The 17,189-nt window shown below is 48.9% G+C and carries 15 protein-coding genes and 1 tRNA gene; 7 read left to right on the top strand and 9 right to left on the bottom strand.

Annotated features, from left to right (window positions below; genetic code table 11):
• A partial coding sequence (locus tag P8J86_05955; GenBank protein MDG2054234.1) for a hypothetical protein occupies positions 1–493 on the top strand: 493 nt, incomplete at its 5' end.
• Positions 494–689: 196 nt separating this feature from the next.
• Here P8J86_05955 and P8J86_05960 read toward each other — a convergent pair.
• Positions 690–761: transfer RNA gene (locus tag P8J86_05960), tRNA-Gly, on the bottom strand.
• A gap of 99 nt (positions 762–860) precedes the next feature.
• Here P8J86_05960 and P8J86_05965 point away from each other — a divergent pair.
• Positions 861–1,991, top strand: coding sequence for a lipase family protein (locus tag P8J86_05965; GenBank protein MDG2054235.1), 1,131 nt, complete (start codon positions 861–863; stop codon positions 1,989–1,991).
• A gap of 39 nt (positions 1,992–2,030) precedes the next feature.
• Here the strand turns inward: P8J86_05965 and P8J86_05970 are convergent, their stop codons facing one another.
• The 3 genes from P8J86_05970 to P8J86_05980 all read right to left on the bottom strand — a co-directional run bounded on the left by P8J86_05970 (position 2,031) and on the right by P8J86_05980 (position 6,335).
• Positions 2,031–3,326, bottom strand: a complete 1,296-nt coding sequence (locus tag P8J86_05970; GenBank protein MDG2054236.1) for a hypothetical protein — start codon at positions 3,324–3,326, stop codon at positions 2,031–2,033.
• Complete coding sequence (locus P8J86_05975) at positions 3,278–5,317, bottom strand: discoidin domain-containing protein (GenBank protein ID MDG2054237.1); 2,040 nt, start codon at positions 5,315–5,317, stop codon at positions 3,278–3,280. Before P8J86_05975 ends, P8J86_05970 begins: the two co-directional genes overlap by 49 nt.
• A gap of 67 nt (positions 5,318–5,384) precedes the next feature.
• The gene (locus P8J86_05980; protein ID MDG2054238.1) at positions 5,385–6,335 is read right to left on the bottom strand and encodes an acyl-CoA desaturase; all 951 of its coding nucleotides are present in this window, start codon (positions 6,333–6,335) and stop codon (positions 5,385–5,387) included.
• Positions 6,336–6,576: 241 nt separating this feature from the next.
• Between P8J86_05980 and P8J86_05985 the strand changes: the two genes are divergently transcribed.
• The 3 genes from P8J86_05985 (at position 6,577) to P8J86_05995 (ending at position 9,659) form a co-directional block, all read left to right on the top strand.
• Positions 6,577–7,818 carry a hypothetical protein gene (locus P8J86_05985; GenBank protein MDG2054239.1) on the top strand — a complete coding sequence of 414 codons (1,242 nt, stop codon included), beginning with the start codon at positions 6,577–6,579 and terminating at the stop codon, positions 7,816–7,818.
• 408 nt (positions 7,819–8,226) lie between these two features.
• Entirely contained in the window at positions 8,227–8,682 is a 456-nt protein-coding gene (locus P8J86_05990; protein ID MDG2054240.1) for a hypothetical protein, read from the top strand.
• A gap of 104 nt (positions 8,683–8,786) precedes the next feature.
• Positions 8,787–9,659 (top strand): MBL fold metallo-hydrolase, encoded by an 873-nt coding sequence (locus P8J86_05995; GenBank protein MDG2054241.1) that lies wholly within the window; start codon positions 8,787–8,789, stop codon positions 9,657–9,659.
• A 45-nt stretch (positions 9,660–9,704) separates the two neighbouring features.
• Here P8J86_05995 and P8J86_06000 read toward each other — a convergent pair whose 3' ends face one another.
• Positions 9,705–10,613, bottom strand: a complete 909-nt coding sequence (locus tag P8J86_06000) for a DUF3137 domain-containing protein (protein ID MDG2054242.1) — start codon at positions 10,611–10,613, stop codon at positions 9,705–9,707.
• A gap of 133 nt (positions 10,614–10,746) precedes the next feature.
• Entirely contained in the window at positions 10,747–11,370 is a 624-nt protein-coding gene (locus tag P8J86_06005) for a LemA family protein (protein ID MDG2054243.1), read from the bottom strand.
• Between the two features lie 150 nt (positions 11,371–11,520).
• Here P8J86_06005 and P8J86_06010 point away from each other — a divergent pair, with 150 nt between their 5' ends.
• Positions 11,521–12,411, top strand: coding sequence for a DMT family transporter (locus tag P8J86_06010; protein ID MDG2054244.1), 891 nt, complete (start codon positions 11,521–11,523; stop codon positions 12,409–12,411).
• A 26-nt stretch (positions 12,412–12,437) separates the two neighbouring features.
• Here P8J86_06010 and P8J86_06015 read toward each other — a convergent pair whose 3' ends face one another.
• Genes P8J86_06015 through P8J86_06025 form a run of 3 tightly spaced genes read right to left on the bottom strand, consistent with a single transcriptional unit; the run spans position 12,438 to position 15,859 of the window.
• On the bottom strand, positions 12,438–13,001 hold the full coding sequence (locus tag P8J86_06015) for a CrcB family protein (protein ID MDG2054245.1): 564 nt from the start codon (positions 12,999–13,001) through the stop codon (positions 12,438–12,440).
• Positions 12,998–13,438: a CrcB family protein gene (locus tag P8J86_06020; protein MDG2054246.1), complete on the bottom strand. Its 441-nt coding sequence runs from the start codon at positions 13,436–13,438 to the stop codon at positions 12,998–13,000. The genes P8J86_06015 and P8J86_06020 overlap by 4 nt, the downstream gene beginning before the upstream one ends.
• Before the next feature lie 33 nt (positions 13,439–13,471).
• Positions 13,472–15,859, bottom strand: a complete 2,388-nt coding sequence (locus P8J86_06025) for a CehA/McbA family metallohydrolase (GenBank protein MDG2054247.1) — start codon at positions 15,857–15,859, stop codon at positions 13,472–13,474.
• 181 nt (positions 15,860–16,040) lie between these two features.
• Here P8J86_06025 and P8J86_06030 point away from each other — a divergent pair, with 181 nt between their 5' ends.
• Positions 16,041–17,156 carry an ABC transporter ATP-binding protein gene (locus P8J86_06030; protein MDG2054248.1) on the top strand — a complete coding sequence of 372 codons (1,116 nt, stop codon included), beginning with the start codon at positions 16,041–16,043 and terminating at the stop codon, positions 17,154–17,156.
• Positions 17,157–17,189: the final 33 nt, after the last annotated feature.

The raw sequence follows: 17,189 nt of genomic DNA on the forward strand, positions 1-17,189 counted from the left end.
AGAAGTGCCAGGAAAATCTGACTATGAACGTCTGCTTTCCGAAAAGAATCAACATGATGCTGAAGAGCAAGTAAGAATAGAAGCAGTGCGTCGAGAGCGTGAAGAAATACAGGCTCGTGTAAACCAGTATCAAGAAGAACGTAGAAAAGAAAGTGAGCAACAATCTAGCAGTAAAGAAACAAAAGCGCTGAAGTGGCACGAGGAAATAAACAAGTGGATAGTAAGTAATCTATCTTTATTAAATGCTTATGCCTTTTTCATTATCTGGATATTCGGAACGATATTGTTCACGGCAACATATGCTCAGATGGGGGCGGAACCGTTTGTCGCTTTTCTGATTGGGTTTGGTATTTGTGCCTTGCTTGGGTTCATTTACTGCGGTGTATTTGCAATCATCTTGTCTATTTGTAAAGATTTGTCGCGTATTGCTGATTCTGCAGAAAAGCGATTGTTGTTTGACGCGGAAGGCGAAACGACTTCAGAGCGTCCGTGAGGTTTGAGCCACCTCGTAAGAAACGAATTCAACGAATAACCCCTCTGCACATCGCAGGGGGGTTGTTCTTTAGTTGCATCAACAGCGCACGAACTATCAACCGCCAAAACTTCGGGTAGTAAAATCGGGTAGTAAAGTAGGTATGCGTGGTTTCGACGAAGCGCGCATCGTCGTAACTAGTTGACACACAAAGCAAAGCGAGTGAAGGGGATCGAACCCTCGACATTCAGCTTGGGAAGCTGACGCTCTACCGCTGAGCTACACCCGCTTTCGAATCACACGGTCTAGCTTAGTCTAGCATTTGTCCATCTGAGAGGTGCCAGAGACGGCCCATGACGCGGCGCGGTCAGCGGTTAGAATATCGAGCATGAATAATACAAACCTTGCCGTCCTTAAACTGTTCGTCATTGTCTGCCTGTTTGCTGGTTCAACGCATTTGCTTTTCGCTGAAGCGGTGTCTACCTCAGCGTTCGATTCGGCAGCGCCTCCACCAGCGACTGACCTGATGAATGATCTCGTCAATAACTATGATCCCTGCGCTGGTAGTCCGGCGCCGGCAGTCTGCCGTTGCGCACTGGAATTTCCACCAGTGACCTATGACACAAAAGTTGACTTTGTACTCAATACCAACAGTGAAGGTCAGTATGACCTTGCCACTGGTCGCACACTGATGAACTTGGTTCGAGCAGTTGCTGTCGCATCAGCACCAGCGGCGCCAGCAAAGGGTGAGCCAGTGATCAAGCTCTACGCCAACCCACCAGCAACACCAGATGCCATGGGAAAACTTCAGAAAGTGGTGAAGAGCAATCCCAACTTCAGAGACGCCAAGCTCGTCAAAACGATGATGCTGCCACGAGACTTTGGTAGCGCGCCTGACCGACTCTTTGGGGGGCTCTGGTGGCTCGACAAAGAACAAATGCTGGTGGTGATCTACCGTGGAACCCAGACGCCGTTTGAGTGGTACCTTGATCTTCAAGGCGGTTCGTATCGTAAGATTTCGGATTCCTTTAATGTGGCCAATGGGTTTGGTGCTGCGTATCAATTCTGCCAAGGTGATTTGCTAGAGGCAATTGAGACTTACAAGCCAAAGAACGTGTTCATCGGAGGGCACTCACTTGGAGGTGCAGTTGCGGGTATGACGGCGCTCGATCTGCATCAGCGTTCGAAAGCGGCAGGTCATCCATACCAAGTTCATGCGATCACTTTTGGCCAGCCCCGTACCTTTGAGCCCAAGGCCGCTGATCTCGCTAACGCTGCTATTAAGTCAGGTGAGCTTGAGTTATGGCGGGTGGTGAATATGCCTGATCCAGTACCTGCTGTGCCGCCTGCAGCAGTCGGTGCAAAAAGCGCTAAATTCAAGCACACCCGTTGGCTTGTGATGTATGACGATGATGTCTCAGCCGAATCTGGCCGTAGTGTGGCATGGAACCATCACTATTACTACGACGGCTATTTCAAACCAGATGCCATTGGAATGGCTCATTGGCCAGCAGATTGAGTCGAGCATTCTCAAACAAATAAGACAGGAACGACTTGATTAATCATCGCTGTGAGGTGTGATGGAAATTGAGCCATGTGATTTCGTTCCGCCATCACTCCGGCAGGTGATTTTTAACTCAGGCTGCTGAACGCCTTGTGGCAGATTAATCACATAGACGTTCTTGTCGTTTTTTGTACCAGTGAAACCTGAATGCTGATCACGACCAACAAGTTGGCCAGTCTGACCATCAACCAACTGAACATCATTAATGCGCAATCCGTGCTGCCCTTTGGTCCACGAGAAAGTAACGTCCCACAGACCAGCAGGCATGTGGTCAGGCATGTCTTCGATGGTCCAAGTACTTCCTTGTTTTGTGCAGTGTTTGGGTTGCCAGCCAAAGAGTAAAGAAGGTGGTGCATAAAACTGAAGGTACCAGCGTTTGCCCGCATTGCCGGCAATGCCATCAGGATCAAGTTGCCAAGCTTGCTTAAATGCGGCAGCTGCTTTGGTGTCCGATCCCTCTGTTTTTCGGTGGACGGCGCCGATTGCAACTTGGAGCCACGCTCTTTGTGAATCGTTGTAGACGTCATCAGCCAGCATGGTGTGCAGTCGATCTAAGGCTTGTTGCGAGCGTCCTTCTTTGGCATCTTTCGTTGCCTGCGCAATAAGGTGATGCCATTGAGGCATCTCAAGCCTGCGACGGCGCCCTGAATCATCTTGAGAATCAATTTCAGCAAGGCGTTCAATGAACTTATTTTGCCTATCTAAAGGCAAATCAAAAACAGCGTAGATTGCTGTTGCCTCGCTATCTGGATCATTCTCACGTCGCGCCTCTTCGATGCGCTGTTGTAATACTTGGTACTGCGTTGCAGCTTGGGCAAGCTCCAGCAGCGCTGACTGTGCTTGTTCAGGGCGGCGCGGTAGGGTTTCGCCCTGACGAGCGCCAAGCACTTCGCCGTTGGGCGAAAAGGCAATGATTGCTGGGTAGGTAACGAGCCCTTGTTTTTTCCAGCCCTTATGTAACGCATCGAAGTTCGTTTGCTGCTGCTCTGTCGGTGCTTGCAGGACATCAATGTCAGTAAGCACCAAGTCAGAATGACGGAGCATGTCATCTGTCGCTGGCGTGGACCACATGTCGGCATTCAATTTTCGCCCAAGGCCATTCCAGTCGCTCCCATGTACATAGACAATAAAGGGTACCTGGCGTTGGGCTGCAGTGTCTGATGCTGCTGCATAACCAGCGACTCGTTGAGGACCAATACCATCAGCGATAAAAGCGAGCGCCGTAATGAGAATGGTTGTGATCAACTGGTACGCTTCCCATAGATAAGGACCCGTGGAAAGTGCATGCACTTTCCATCTCTTTCGACTCGAATAAAGCGTCCGCGAGGCTTGGTGTCAGATAGATCAACGCGATACCAAAGATGGGCACCTTCAAGCGTCGCGACTTGTTCCCATTCAATACCGTCACGACTCACGAGAATCCGAGCGTCTTTGGCCCGATGTTGCTGACCTCTCCGCCCCTCAAGAATAATGCCCTCGATCTCGCCAAAGTGGGGCAGTTCAATTTCGAACCAAGGCTGGTCACCAACTTGAGTATGAAACTGACCGCCACGTTCTTCGAGTACACCCCAGTGTTGCTCGGGAGAATCCCAACGGTTGCCAGGTTCCCAAATGCGTAGAGCACCACCTTGGCTCAGCAGTCTTCCTTGGAACGGTTCGATACCTGACTCAGCAAGGCTTGTTCGAGGTTCGTGAAGCCGAGATGCAGCTCGACCAATGCGCTGAAAGGTCTCTAAGTCGTTAGCTTCAGCAGCAGCTGGAAGCATTGTTCGTGCTAACTGACGAAGTGCGGCATCTTGCCCATCACCAGCGCTGTTGGCCTCACCAAGAAGCACACGTTCAAACATGGCGTTGCCATCGGGATCGTCTTTGAGCTTGTTCATCGCCCAAGCAATATACGGAGCGCCTAGATCAGGTGAGTCGATGAGGTTTCGCAGCGTCATTATTAGAAACTGCTGTTGCTCACGCGGATCTCCAGCGTTTTTCAACATCCAGTCGAGCGCGGGCTCAATGTTCCATCGCACTGGTCCCCAGTCTTGTACGTTGCGGAGGTATCTTCCAAGGTATGCAATACGCTTGTTCGCTGGCATGCCTTTGAAGAGCTCTGGATAGATATATTGTTTCGATAAAGCCCAGACAGGCTCAGGATGGGCTGGTAGCAGCTGGTTGTGAAGCTTTGTCATGGTTCGTTCCCACCAGCGTCGATCCATTTGGTGGTCAAGGCCGAATTGTAGATAGTCGCGCCAGAGCCCCTCATCAAGATGATTTCGGTCGAGCGCTCGTAGATAAGCTACTTCGGCTTGCTGCGTAGAACCTTGTTGATCATGCCAATGGGCAAGACGTTTTTGATCACTGGCTTGTTGATGGTTAGTTGTACGTTCGAATGCACGCTGTACAAGCACATGGCTCGCCCAGTTTGGGCGCTGTAGTGATGAATGGAGGGAACGCTTCCAACTTAGTGAATAGGCAGGTGTCCATTGGCCTGGTGCCGTTTGCACGGCATAGGCGCAGTGCCCAGGCTCGCCCATCGTGAATGCTGGTATTCCATTGGCGATTGCCGCGGAGGCGCCAGTGTTTGAAAGAGCGCCACAGACTCCACCAACCTCGATGGCCATTTCTGGATCACATCGAAAGGATTCACGAAAAGGGTGATAGTAAAGCCAGCCTTGAACGGTGTCGTCAAAGCAATTGAACCCACGGTATGGCGCTTGCCAGCAGGCGCGCACATATTCAGAACGAGGCCAGCAAATTCGTTCTCTGAGAAATTCGAGTGCCTCGACTGCTGTGTAAGAGGGGTATTGGGCGCCACGTGCGAGAAAGCGCCGCTCCCACGTTGCGAGGTCTGGGTAACAGTTATTGAGAAGCCCGTCCTTAAAGTGATCTCTGAAGTAGTGATATCGATCGCGCATCCAAGAATCATCAAGTCGGTCCTTGCGTAACTCTAAAGCGCAAGCGGTTGCCATAGAACGATCGACCGACCGATTGGCAAGATCTGGATCTTCATTCCAAAGTTGAGCCAAGAATGTCAGTGTGCGTGGGCCATTCTCAATAGGGCCGCTATCGAGCAACTCTCGCATCCACGCTTCATGAGCATAAAGCGTCTTTAAAAAATCAGCTAACTCTGGTCGGTTGGCAGCTTGCTCAAAAATTGATGGTCCCGCATGCTCTTGAATCTGCCAGACAAGCAGTTCATCTGGGTTGGGCGTGATAGCAGAAACAGACGCAGCTATATTCAGATAGAAAACAGTGAACGTTACATTGATGAGCTGCGTGAGTTTCATAGTGACCCTTTGGCATAGTCACTGATTATTGTTTCCGCACCCTAGATGATGCGCACTGAGTCACTCTTCATGATTTCTTTTTTGCCTTGGCTTTTACAATTCGATCAGCAGCGGGTGTTTTGAGATTGCTAGCAAGTCCAATATAAGACATTGACTTGATCAAAAGCCAAGTTGCATCAAACTGCCACCAAGCAAGACCATGCCGCGCTGACGTAGGAAATGCATGATGGTTATTATGCCAACCTTCACCGAATGAGAAGATACCAACCAGTGGATTGTTTCGACTGTGATCATGACTTTCAAAAGGCTGCGTTCCCCAGATGTGGCACACTGAATTGACTGACCAGGTCAGGTGATGCTCTACAAAGACACGAACCAGTCCACCCCACAAAAATCCAGTCAAAGCGCCGAGCCAGGTGCCCGTAATCACACCACCTAGCACAGTGGGAATCAGCATGCTTAAGAAAGCCCACACTGGAAACAGTCTTGAAACCATGCGTAGATCCGGATCTGCCTTGAGATCAGGGATGTAGCGAGGTTGATCAGGTTGCTCAAGTCGGAAAAGCCAACCGAAGTGTGAGTAGATAAAGCGACCTATCGGTCCACCTTTGCCAACATGTGGTGAGTGAGGATCATGTTCTAGATCACTATATTGGTGGTGTTGTCGATGCACTGCACACCACCAGAAAAGATCGCCTTGCACAGCCATCGATCCTGTAATACCAAGCGTGATCTTGAGCCAGCGTGGACAGTCAAAGGACTTATGTGTGAAGTAGCGATGAAAGCCGATTGTGATTCCTAGGCCAGTCAAGATATACATTCCGACCAAGAGTGAAAGATCGAGTACACCGAAACCATTGCCCCAGGCAAGCCACATCACCGCAATCAGCGCAAGTGGCGGCAGAATGACAGAGATCAGGACAATCGTTCTCGCGCCGCGCCGTACAGGTGCATGGGGTTGAGGTTCGGGGGCAGTTTTAGTGGCTGAAATCTGGTCGGTTGAAACAGAACTGGACATCGAAATCGGGCTCCAAGAAAGCTGGTATGTACCAATCGCAGCCGTGGGTTTGACACGGGTCACTTTTCGCAGCTGCAAGTAGGTAAATGCTAGCCATATCCGAGCGGTAATGTGGATCTTCTTACAAGATCTGAGGCAGAACCTGCGTCTCAGCGCTATTGGCTTGGCAGAGAATCCGAGTGGTGCTTTGGTGGCCTTATACTGGGCACCTCTTGAAACCTGTTTCTTAGGAGGCCCCCAAATGCCCATTAAGCTATTTATCGCTCTGAGCCTTATATTTTCATTGCTAGATCAAGTTCACGCGGCGGCGGACGATGTTTCTGGGCCATCCAAGTCGATCCGATCACTTCTAGGGCAGCCTAAAGGGGCGAGTGAGCTAGGGATTCTTTCGATTCCTGCGGATGCAAACCGTTTTCAAAAATTTGGCTTCACTAAATACACACAGATCTTTGCGCCCAATGGAAAACCCATTCGAATCATCGCTCAAGCTGATGTGCCAGATATTGCAGTGGCTCGGGCCAGAAATTTGCTTCAGTTCTTTCTGACTGATGTGCCAGGATCAAAATACGGGGCTGACAAGTCGATGGTTGCAAATGCCATGGCTGAGAATGAAGCCATGTTGATGATGCCAACTGGTGCGCATCAGGAGGGCCAAGAGCCAGACATTCCAGCTCAAGGACTTTTTGAAAGTGAAACTCCAATTGATGGCTCTCACTGGTATTTGACCAATGACTGGGCGCATCGTGATGCTGGCTTTGAAGAGATATTCCATCTGGTCCATGACACTGGCATTGGTACATACATGCCCGGTGCACTACCGGACTATCAAAGCGAACTAGATATTGAAGCAAGAAAATCCATTCGTGATGGTCGCTGGGGTATTCCCATCGATCCGAGCGTAGCTGAATGGCTTCAGGAGTTAGAAGAAGAAGGCTCTTTAGCTCAAGAGTACATCGCCTCAGTTATTGACACCTACTATGGCCTATGGGCCGCATGGGATGAATCACCTGGAGGTATGTGGGGTATTTACACCGCAAAGACACGAGAAGAATTGGCTACCAAGGATCCGCGAGGACAAGCGCTTGTTGAAGCCTTTCTGCCACCAATGATGAATGGCTACGAGGCCCTTATTGATCCGTCGTTTGAGGGTGAATTTAAGTTGAGCTTTGATCCAGCTCACACATATACACATAAATCTCGTTATTACGTCGATGCGACGCTAACGGGCGCTCTCAATAGCAATCTCACTGGAAACAAAGAGAATAATGTGCTGCGTGGTAATCATGGCAATAACGCGCTACGTGGTGGTCAAGGGACCGACGTTGCAGTATTCCAAGGGGCGCAGAATGAATACACGCTGACGCTGAGTGGCGAGATCTTGATCGTGATTGATCAGGTCGAAAATCGTGATGGGAAAGACCGACTTCTAGAAATAGAAGTACTTCGATTCTCAGATGGTGATATCAGTTGCCCTGAACTCTAGTGGGCTCATTTGGCCCATGCGAGGCTGAGCTGGTAGCGATAAAGCCTGCTTTGTACTGGCGAGGTATCGCACAAACTACCTAGATTGCCAGGGCTGCATGACCAGTGTAACCAGACTCAGGCGATCGTTTCTTGTCGTATTGCTCGATTGGCACTTGATCAGAAGGCCGAACAACCGACTTGTTTGAGCAGAGACGTGGTTTGAATTTGATACTTCATAACCCAGCCGCGTTTACGAGGAGTTCAGTGACAGCTTGGGTGACTTTTTGGAACACTGCGCGCAGGTATTTCGGATCTGGAATGGCTCTGGATAACCGCATGAAGCCGCAGCTGGGAGCATGCTACTCGCACGCAGTGTTGTTCAACAAAGTCAATGGGGGCATAAAGACTGCCGCTTGGAGAATTAGGAATGAGATTAGCCAAATGGAATGGAAATAGAGACGCTCATCTTCGAGCACTGCTTGGATCTCTGATTGCAATGCTTTTGTTGGTTGGCGCTACAAATCGGACATACGCGCAGACCGTAGAGCCACTTGCGTTAAAGCAAGACTCACTACTCATCGAAGCTTGCAGAAATCCGGAAGTTGATCCACGCATGGTTCTCGGTCTGCTGGCCCAGGGTGCAACAGCTACAATTCCCGATGAGACCGGTAAGACAGCTCTTGATTATGCGCGTTCCAACCGACGTTTGCGCAGTAGCCCCGCATACAAAAAACTAAGCGCTCAGGCGGTTGATGACTCTGTAGATCGTGTGGTTAGCATTATCGATTTTGAGCCGACCAACAACAATTGGGATCTCATTTTTGCAGTCAGCCTGAGTGGTTTTGTGATAGTGGTCGCGCTTCTTTCTTCTTGGAAGCGATAGAGACATACAGCACTTAGTAAACCCGGTTAGACTCTGCTTATGTTCAGAAATCTGAGACTGTCATCTGTCATTTCTTTTTCATGGTTTATGGGGTTTATATTAATATGACTTCGGCCATACGTATGGCAGTGCTCGGACGTGCGCAAGATGGTGGCGTTCCACATATTGGTTGTCATCGAAGATGTTGTAAACAGGCACGACTCGAAAATCATGTCGAGCTTCCAGCATGCCTTGGCATATGGAATCGTGTGACCGGTGCTCGCGTCTTGATTGAGGCAACGCCAGCAATCACTACGCAGGTTGCATTGCTCAATGGAATTGCCAATGTGCCATCCGATCAGTCAAACATTGTAGACGCCATATGTGTTACTCATGCTCATCTCGGTCATTACACCGGTTTGATGTATTTGGGGCGCGAAGCAATTGGCAGCAGTCAACTACCGGTTTATGTGACTCAAACAATGGCACAATTTCTTGCAGACAATGAACCGTGGGCTCAACTGATCGCAGGATCATTTATAACACCGAGAATCATTGAGCCCGAAAAATCATTTAGTCCGATTGATCAAGTGAATATTGAGGCGATCGTGGTGCCGCATAGAGATGAGTCAAGTGATACCGTTGCGTTTAAAATCAGTGGCCCTGATCGAACTTGTCTATTTTGCCCCGACATAGATTCTTGGCCGGTCGATAGCCGACTTATGCATCTTCTGTTTGATGATGTTGACATTGCCTATGTTGATGGGACGTTCTTTGATGACAAAGAACTGCCCGGACGTAATCTTGATCTAATTCCTCATCCAAGAATGATTCAAACCATGGATCAATTGAAGCATATTGCAATTTCGAAACCCGGGATGATTCGATTTATTCACTTAAATCACACCAACCCAGCGCTCCATGACCCGGTGACTGTGCGTGAGATTGAAGCTCGTGGTTTTAGCGTTGCTTATCCAGGGGAGAATCAGCTACTTTAGTATGGTGCTCGCGAACGTTTTCGGTGCTTGGGAATTACCCATTCATCAGTGATCGTACGGTTCATTAAAGAGCGAGGGTGAGCGCTCGTGAAGAATAGGCCCGAAGTCGTAGGGGGCGAGCAGATCATCGGGTACGACCTCGGCAAATCTGGCTGCGTACTGGATCAGTTTGATCTCTGGCTCTAAGCTCGCATCAGTCTTAGGATTGAGAAGGATCACCAGACCACCCTTGAACTCGATCGAGTGGTCGGTGTTGCCTTGCATAATGTATGAAAGGGTCTTCTGGCTCAGCCGATCGTAGGCTTCCTTAGGATTGTCCGCCCTAACCGTCCATTTATTGTTGAAGTCACTTGATTCGAAGTTGACTCTTTTCATGGTCCCAGGAATGGACAATCTGTCGGCCATGTGATGGGGGTGAATGACCATATCAGGACAGTCCACGCCCGTATCGAAAAAGAGGAACACACCCTGGTGATCTGCGCCCCCTCCATGGGAAGTTCTGTGGATGCATGCGCCGCGCTCGTCGACGCGGCGGGTCATGAATTCGGACTTTCGTGCCTGGTGCCAGTAAATAAAGGAGTGCTTGAGGTCGTCAGCGCTGTTGAGGTACTTGTGTAGATTGGGTTTTCGATGCTTGTAGGACCAGCCTCGCTTTTTCGCCCAGTGCTGCTTCTTCCAGCGCTCTATGTGGCTCATGTAACCAGCTAGGTAGCCCCATAAGCCTCCGATTGGAATGCCTATGATGCTCCCAAGCACAGTCAACCATGGCCTGCTCGTGTCGAAGACCCAATTCCCCATGCAAGAGTTTAAGAGGAGAGCTCCAATCACAGCGCCGATCACTGCCCACGGGATCAACTCAGGGTGAAAACTCGCTCCCTTGTTAAAGGGCCAGTCTGGGACTGCCTCGGCCACCGCTTTGGCAACAGATTTTTTTCGGGTGTTGTCTTCCGTCATATCTCATCCAGCGTTACTTCACATATCAGCCTTACGTGAACGAGCGAGAGCACTCTCGCTTTAACTGTGCTCACACGGCGAAAACTTTGAATTGCTGAGACATGCCTTGGTTTCTAGTACGAACATGCTTCAACTAAGCACCCGATGCTCCGAAGTCAACGTTAACGGGCTTAGAGGCGCCTTCTTCTGCTTTGAAGAACTCAAATTCATTACCCTTGAATGAGCCCATCGATGCAATGATGCTGCTTGGGAACATCTGCACACCGTTTTGGAAGTCACGTGTATTGGCGTTGTAGAATCGACGCGAGCGTGCAATCCGGGTTTCAGTTTCCGAAAGCTCGCCCTGCAACTGCAAGAAGTTTTGGTTCGCTTTTAGATCAGGATAAGCTTCCATCTTGGCAATGAGATTAGTAGATGCTTTGCCAAGTGCATCTTCAACCTTGGCGCGTTCAGCAGGGCTCTTGCTTTTGTCAGCAACGGCTTCGTTGCGAAGTCGCGTCACTTCTTCTAGCGTACTTTTTTCATGTTCCGCATAACCCTTCACTGTTTGGATGAGGTTGGGAATTAAGTCATGCCTTCGCTGTAGTTCAGTGTCAATATCTGACCATGATTCTTTGCAAGACTGACGGAGGCGGACGAGCTTGTTGTACATAATGATTGCCCAAAGTATGAGCAACAAGATGATCCCGGCACAAATAATTGCGACGATGACTCCGCCAGAAAGAGCAAGCACTGATGGGATAGATGAAGCAAGCATTGGCGCTCTCTCCTGTAAAAGAATTGACGCTGTGGAGGAATAAGTCTACTTCTAAAGATAAAGCTCTGTTAAGATTCTGCAAGCCTCACTATGCCATGCGCTAGATAAAAGAAGTTCTTAACTCCCAAGCCTGAGGCCGCAGAGACGTAAATGACACATTCACGTGCAGTTATATATATGTCGGTCGGAGCTCTGTTTTTTGCCCTTACGGGGGAGTTTGTCCATGGCTTAAGTGACTCGATTTCATGGCAAACCGCTCTACTTGCTCGAGGTGGATTTGGCTTAATGGTGGCCTTGGTCATAGCGCATCGAGAACTAAGGAATTTCCCGCTTTGGCATCGTGGATCGTGGCTGCGTAGTATTGGCGGCACTTTTTATCTGGCACTTCTGTATTACACAATACAGCACATGCCACCAGCAGAAGCTCTAGCTATTACAAATACGCGGCCGCTCTGGATTGCAATCTTGTCATTTGTGTTTCTAAGGCTTGCACTGAAATGGCAATTTTGGCCGGCAGTTCTGTCAGCATTTATTGGATCACTGCTCTTATCTGGCTTAACACTTAGTTCACAGATGGGCTTAGTCTGGATCGCGTTTGTTGCAGCAGGATGTGGTTCGTTGGGCTACTTTGCTATTGACTACTGTAGAGATATTTCGGCGCCTGTTGTCGTTGTGCATATGTCTTTGGGCTTGTTTATTGGTGGACTCATTTTAGTTCTTTGGGGTGGTATTGGAGTCCAGCTTTCGAAGGTTCATACACTCACTGATATCAGTCTATTGATTGGTCTTGGTGTTGTGGGCACGTTTTATCACTACTTTGTAACCATAGCGATTCAAGCGTTAGGCTCAGTATCAGGTTCAGTCGTTGGTCTACTGACAGCGATCTTTGCCTATGGTTTAGACTTCTTGCTGTGGAACTATGGCTTTGATATCTATCATATGATTGGGATCATCATGATCCTTATTCCTGCGTTTTATATTGCGACTGGTCACTCACTGGTTCGGCCTCGCAAGTTAAGCGCACGCAAACACGCGGAATAAATAGGTCGTTAAGAGTTTTTAGATCTCTAAACTTCGCTATCAGTGGCCTGACTGCCAGAACTATGCTGGTTATTGAGGTGTTTCTTCATAATAAAGATGCGACCACTGTGAAGGCCTAGATAGACAGCTACAAATCCAAGAACGACAGATCCAAGTGCATTAATGATCATCGCGACCCACTGTCCTTGTTGTACAAGGAATAGCGAGTGTAGGCTAAACAGAGAGAAGGTCGTAAAGGCGCCCATGAAACCTGTAATGAAGAGCCCAGATAGTAAATCTAGATACAGGCTGCGGCGGAAGAGATCTACAGCAGGTTGAGTCGAGTCACCATCTGGCCACCATGGCAGTTGATTTAGGTCGCCGGCTAGTCTTGCTTGACATAGACGGCTTCCGCCATCACGGCATAGATGGGCTTCAAGATAGAAAAAGCAAAGGCCTATGAGATAGCAGCCAGTAATGTTAATAATCATTACTGAAATCCAACTGGGTAGTCCAATGTAGAGATGCATTAAGTTTACACCGAGATGTCGGGTGACTGCTCCGAAAGCGCCACCGACGGCAATACAGATGACAACAAGAAGTACTTTCATACTGGAAGTACCCCCTGGCCCAAAGCCCAGCCAGCGAACACCGCGAAGTAACAGGCGACGAGTGAGCCAACAATATTAAAAGCCATTTGAGCATACTTGCCGTGAGTCAAGAAATAATTATCAAGGCTAAAAGTACTAAACGTCGTGAACGCGCCACAATATCCCACGGCAAAGAGTGCTAACCCAGCTTCTGGACGTTGGTATTTCAGATCCACTGCCAAATGAGTTAGCTCAGCGGCCTTATCAATCTCCATTTGGTTGGTAAGCCATGCGACGGCAAAGCCGATCAAAAAGCTTCCAACCACATTGATTAGAAAAATGGCAGTCCATCCAGGTAGTTTCGTCCAATGGCTAAAGAACATTTGTATAAGCCACCGCAGGAGCGCACCAATAGCTCCGCCAGCCATAATACAAAGAAGAGATATAAAAAAGACCACTGATAATCTGCCTGATCTGTTTTAGATGGCCACCTATTGGTGGGGTTCCTTCGCTTGCCATTGTAATTCATCGCTGACAATGCGCAAATAGAATCCGTAGCTTCCTGAAATATTGGCGACTTTGACGAGTATTCGATTCCAGCCTTCGTTTAAGTTCATCGCTCCCACATGTGCAACAGGATTAGCACCATGTGTACCGGTGTCGGTAAGGAGAAGTTGGTTGTTTAGAAAGAGTTGTGACGAATCGTCGCTTCCAAATGTGTAGTAAACGGTCATCGGTCTTGGTGCCTCTACCCATGTTTCGGCATAAGAGATGGCATTTTGGAAAGCTGGGGTTGTTGGGTCAAATTCAAGAAGTGAAACATACCCGTTGTCATCAGCAGTCAACTTTGTCCATTTTACTTCACCTTGCTTAACGGTCATGGTTTCTGTTCGATCTACTGAAGTTTCAGGCGCATGCACTGTTTCTGCGATGGCACTCGCATCTTGGGATGGAAAGTAACCAGCAACAAGGAATTCATCGATAAAAGTTCCAGGCAGGGCATCAGCCAGCTCATAGCTGTACAGTTTTAGGGGATCAGCCCCATGCATATTCAGATAGGTGGCCGCGTCTGATGCTTGTTTGTTTGGTTCGATAGCAACTAATGCGCGAAGTGCGGCGAGCGCAACGTAGGGTGTTGTGGTTTGAGCTTCTAGTAGGGCGCGGATCTGCGGTACAGAAGCTTTGTCTAGGCTCGCTTCCGCTGCGCGAAGTGCTGTCAGTCGAACCATTCTTGTTGAAGATGAGAGTCCCTCTTCAATTAAGGCAGAAGTAATTCGAGAATCTGTTGATGCTGCATTAAGCATAGCAATCTGTAATGCGGGTGAGCTTCGATTGAACGCAAGAATTGCATCTTCGATATTCCCGTTGAGTTGTCCGACTGCCATATGGCCTTGCTCACTAATGGGCGTAAATTCGCCATCACCATTCGCATCAATACGGATTGGATTCGTGAGCGCAACAGGCATGACTGCTCGATCTTTGAATTCCAGAATTGGCTCGAGCGGTTGATCACCTTCAACAGTGATGAGAACCCACGCATCTCTAAGAACAGGCAGTTGTATGGAATGTTGGTAGGAGAGAGGTCCTTTCTGTTTGGGCACTGGAAGCACCCGTATCTGATCGCCATTCATGATGACCTTAACTCGATCAACACTGACCCAGCTTGCAGCACGAATGTCAAAAGAAAGATCGACAGTTCCGTCACTGTCTGTGACTTGACTACCCATTGGTTGGTCGTTGATCGTAAACGTTGCAAATGGGCCAGTTGTTGTGACAAGTTGCCCAGACTTGACAGCCTTCACAATCTGCGTTGGATCAATTGTGCTGGGGTCATCGGTATCAGATGGCATATAGTTGCGTGGATATCCAGCATACGGTGTGCGAACCGTATGACTATCAGAGTTTCCTACTGCAGATGCACGATGGCCCCGATTGAGCAAGTTGTACCAATCTTGCACGACCGAATGACGATTAGATTTTACTTCTACATCATCAACATCAATGTCATACAAGCCCCACGATACGTTTTCATTGAAAACTTCTATCGAGTCAAAGGCATCACTTGCACCAGCGCCGGAGAATTGCCCAGTGACTGGATCCAGAGCAACTTGGCCGAAGTAATCAATACTGCCCCAGCGCGGATGGTTGACTTGAACAACCGGAATCACTCCAAAGTCATTGGGCTGCTCTCTTATGAGTGCAAACAGCGCATCTGCATCGCGTAATTGATGATCGGGTATTTCTGAGTCAGCTTTAAGAGGAAAAGCGTTCATGTGTCCAATGGGTGTAGAAACCTCATTGCCTATGACTGCAGTCATATGTTGTTGGGCGCCCAACTCGTCAATAGTCGGTTGATAATCAGTGTGGTAGTTGTGATCGGTTGCAACGGCAAAGTCAACGCCTTCTCCAACAAAGCTAATAATCCGTTCCGGCATGTTCGAGTCGCCATGTCCAGAGTAAGTGAGCGTATGTAAATGAAAATCACCACTGATCCACCCAGTCGTATCAACTTCTTGCTGTAGTGTTGCGGTCCATGAATGAGTCTGATTCGGATCAAGGCGGAATGTGTCACTGTCGATTGAGAACTCAAGCCCTCGGGATGCATATACGGTGTATTGTCCTGGCGGCAGTGTGATGGCGCCCTGGCCGCTGAGTGTATAGACAACGTTGTCACGGATCGCCAGTTCTTTTGGTGCGGCCTGCTCGTTTGGCAGTAGTTTGGTTTCCTGTTTTTCTTCAGGTACAAATGTAAAGCGGCCAGGTATTAAATCGCCATCAGAATTCTCGATGCGATATTCAAAAATACCAAAATGATCAATATCACCAGCAGTTGGGTATGGCAGCCTCGTATCCTGAGCGGCAAGCGGGCAAGTTAGCATCAGCGGCATCATTATCGTGAACGTTTTCATCGTACTCATCCCATATACAGTAAAAGAAGTAGCCAGACTATCTTACTAGGGACAGGTGTATCTGTGGCTGCGGGTTGTATTCATGGGGTCTGGGTCATAGGCTGAAAGCCAATTGAGGTAAAACGACGCGGTCGATCTTCCGGTGGCAAGCATGGTAAGTCTAGAGCTTCGTAGAATCAGTAAGTCGTTTGGTAGCACGCCTGTACTACAAGATGTTGACTTGGCTCTTGCGCAAGGCGACATTTGTGTCATTGTAGGGCCATCGGGTTGTGGCAAGACAACCATGCTTCGCATTGTGGCTGGCCTTGAGCGTGCATTTGACGGCGAGATCATTCTTGATGGTCAAGTGGCTAACAAAAGTTGGCCATCGCAGCGAGATCTTTCAATGGTGTTTCAGGGTGACTCGTTGTTTAGCCATTTGACTGGCTTTCAAAATATGGCCTACCCGTTGCGTGGGTGTGGGATTAAGCGTGAAGAAATTCGAAGACGTATCGAGAAGATAGCGGCACTGCTCAATGTCACGAACATCTTGCAGAGGCGACCTCAGGAAATGTCTGGTGGAGAACGTCAGCGCATTGCGATCGGGCGATCGTTAGCGAGGGGTCCTGGATGCTTATTACTCGATGAGCCGATGGCAAGTCTTGATCCTCACCTGCGCGGTCAACTCCGTGATCTATTGCGCAAGATTCACGAGACAAATGGGGGATCAATGTTGTTGGCAAGTCATGATCAGGCAGATGCTATGCAATTGGGTCACAAGGTTGCTGTCATGAACAAAGGTAGGATCGAGCAGTTTGGAACGCCAATGGATATCTTCCGGTTGCCGATCAATAGATTCGTAGCATCGTTCTTCGGCCAGGCAGGAATGAATTTTTTGGGTGGCACCATTAAAACGACTGATCGTGGACCTCAGTTATTGCTTGAGAATAATCAGCAGTTTGCAATCAAAGGCGAAGTTCAAAAGGAACAGCGTGTAGAGCTTGGGCTCCGCCCAGAGTCACTGTTGCCTGCCGCGATAGCACCAAAGCAATGGGCACATATACATGCAGCGTTCGAAAGTTGCCGGTTTAATGGCGGGCAACTAGAAGTAACTTTGCGGGTTACTGAAAGCAACGTCTTGCGTGCGGCACTGCCAATTTCGATGTCAGAATATATGCCCACGATGCATGAGCAGGTGACCTTTGCCTTTGATGCAAAGCAGGCACTCATTTTCTCTGATAATGAAATTGGGGCTCGCCTTGATATTGGTATCGGGGAAGGAGCCTAGGCGTGACTGAAAGTTGCGTCATCATAGGTGCCA

The sequence above is a fragment of the Phycisphaerales bacterium genome (assembly GCA_029268515.1).
In the GTDB taxonomy this organism is placed as follows: Bacteria; Planctomycetota; Phycisphaerae; order Phycisphaerales; family SM1A02; genus JAQWNP01.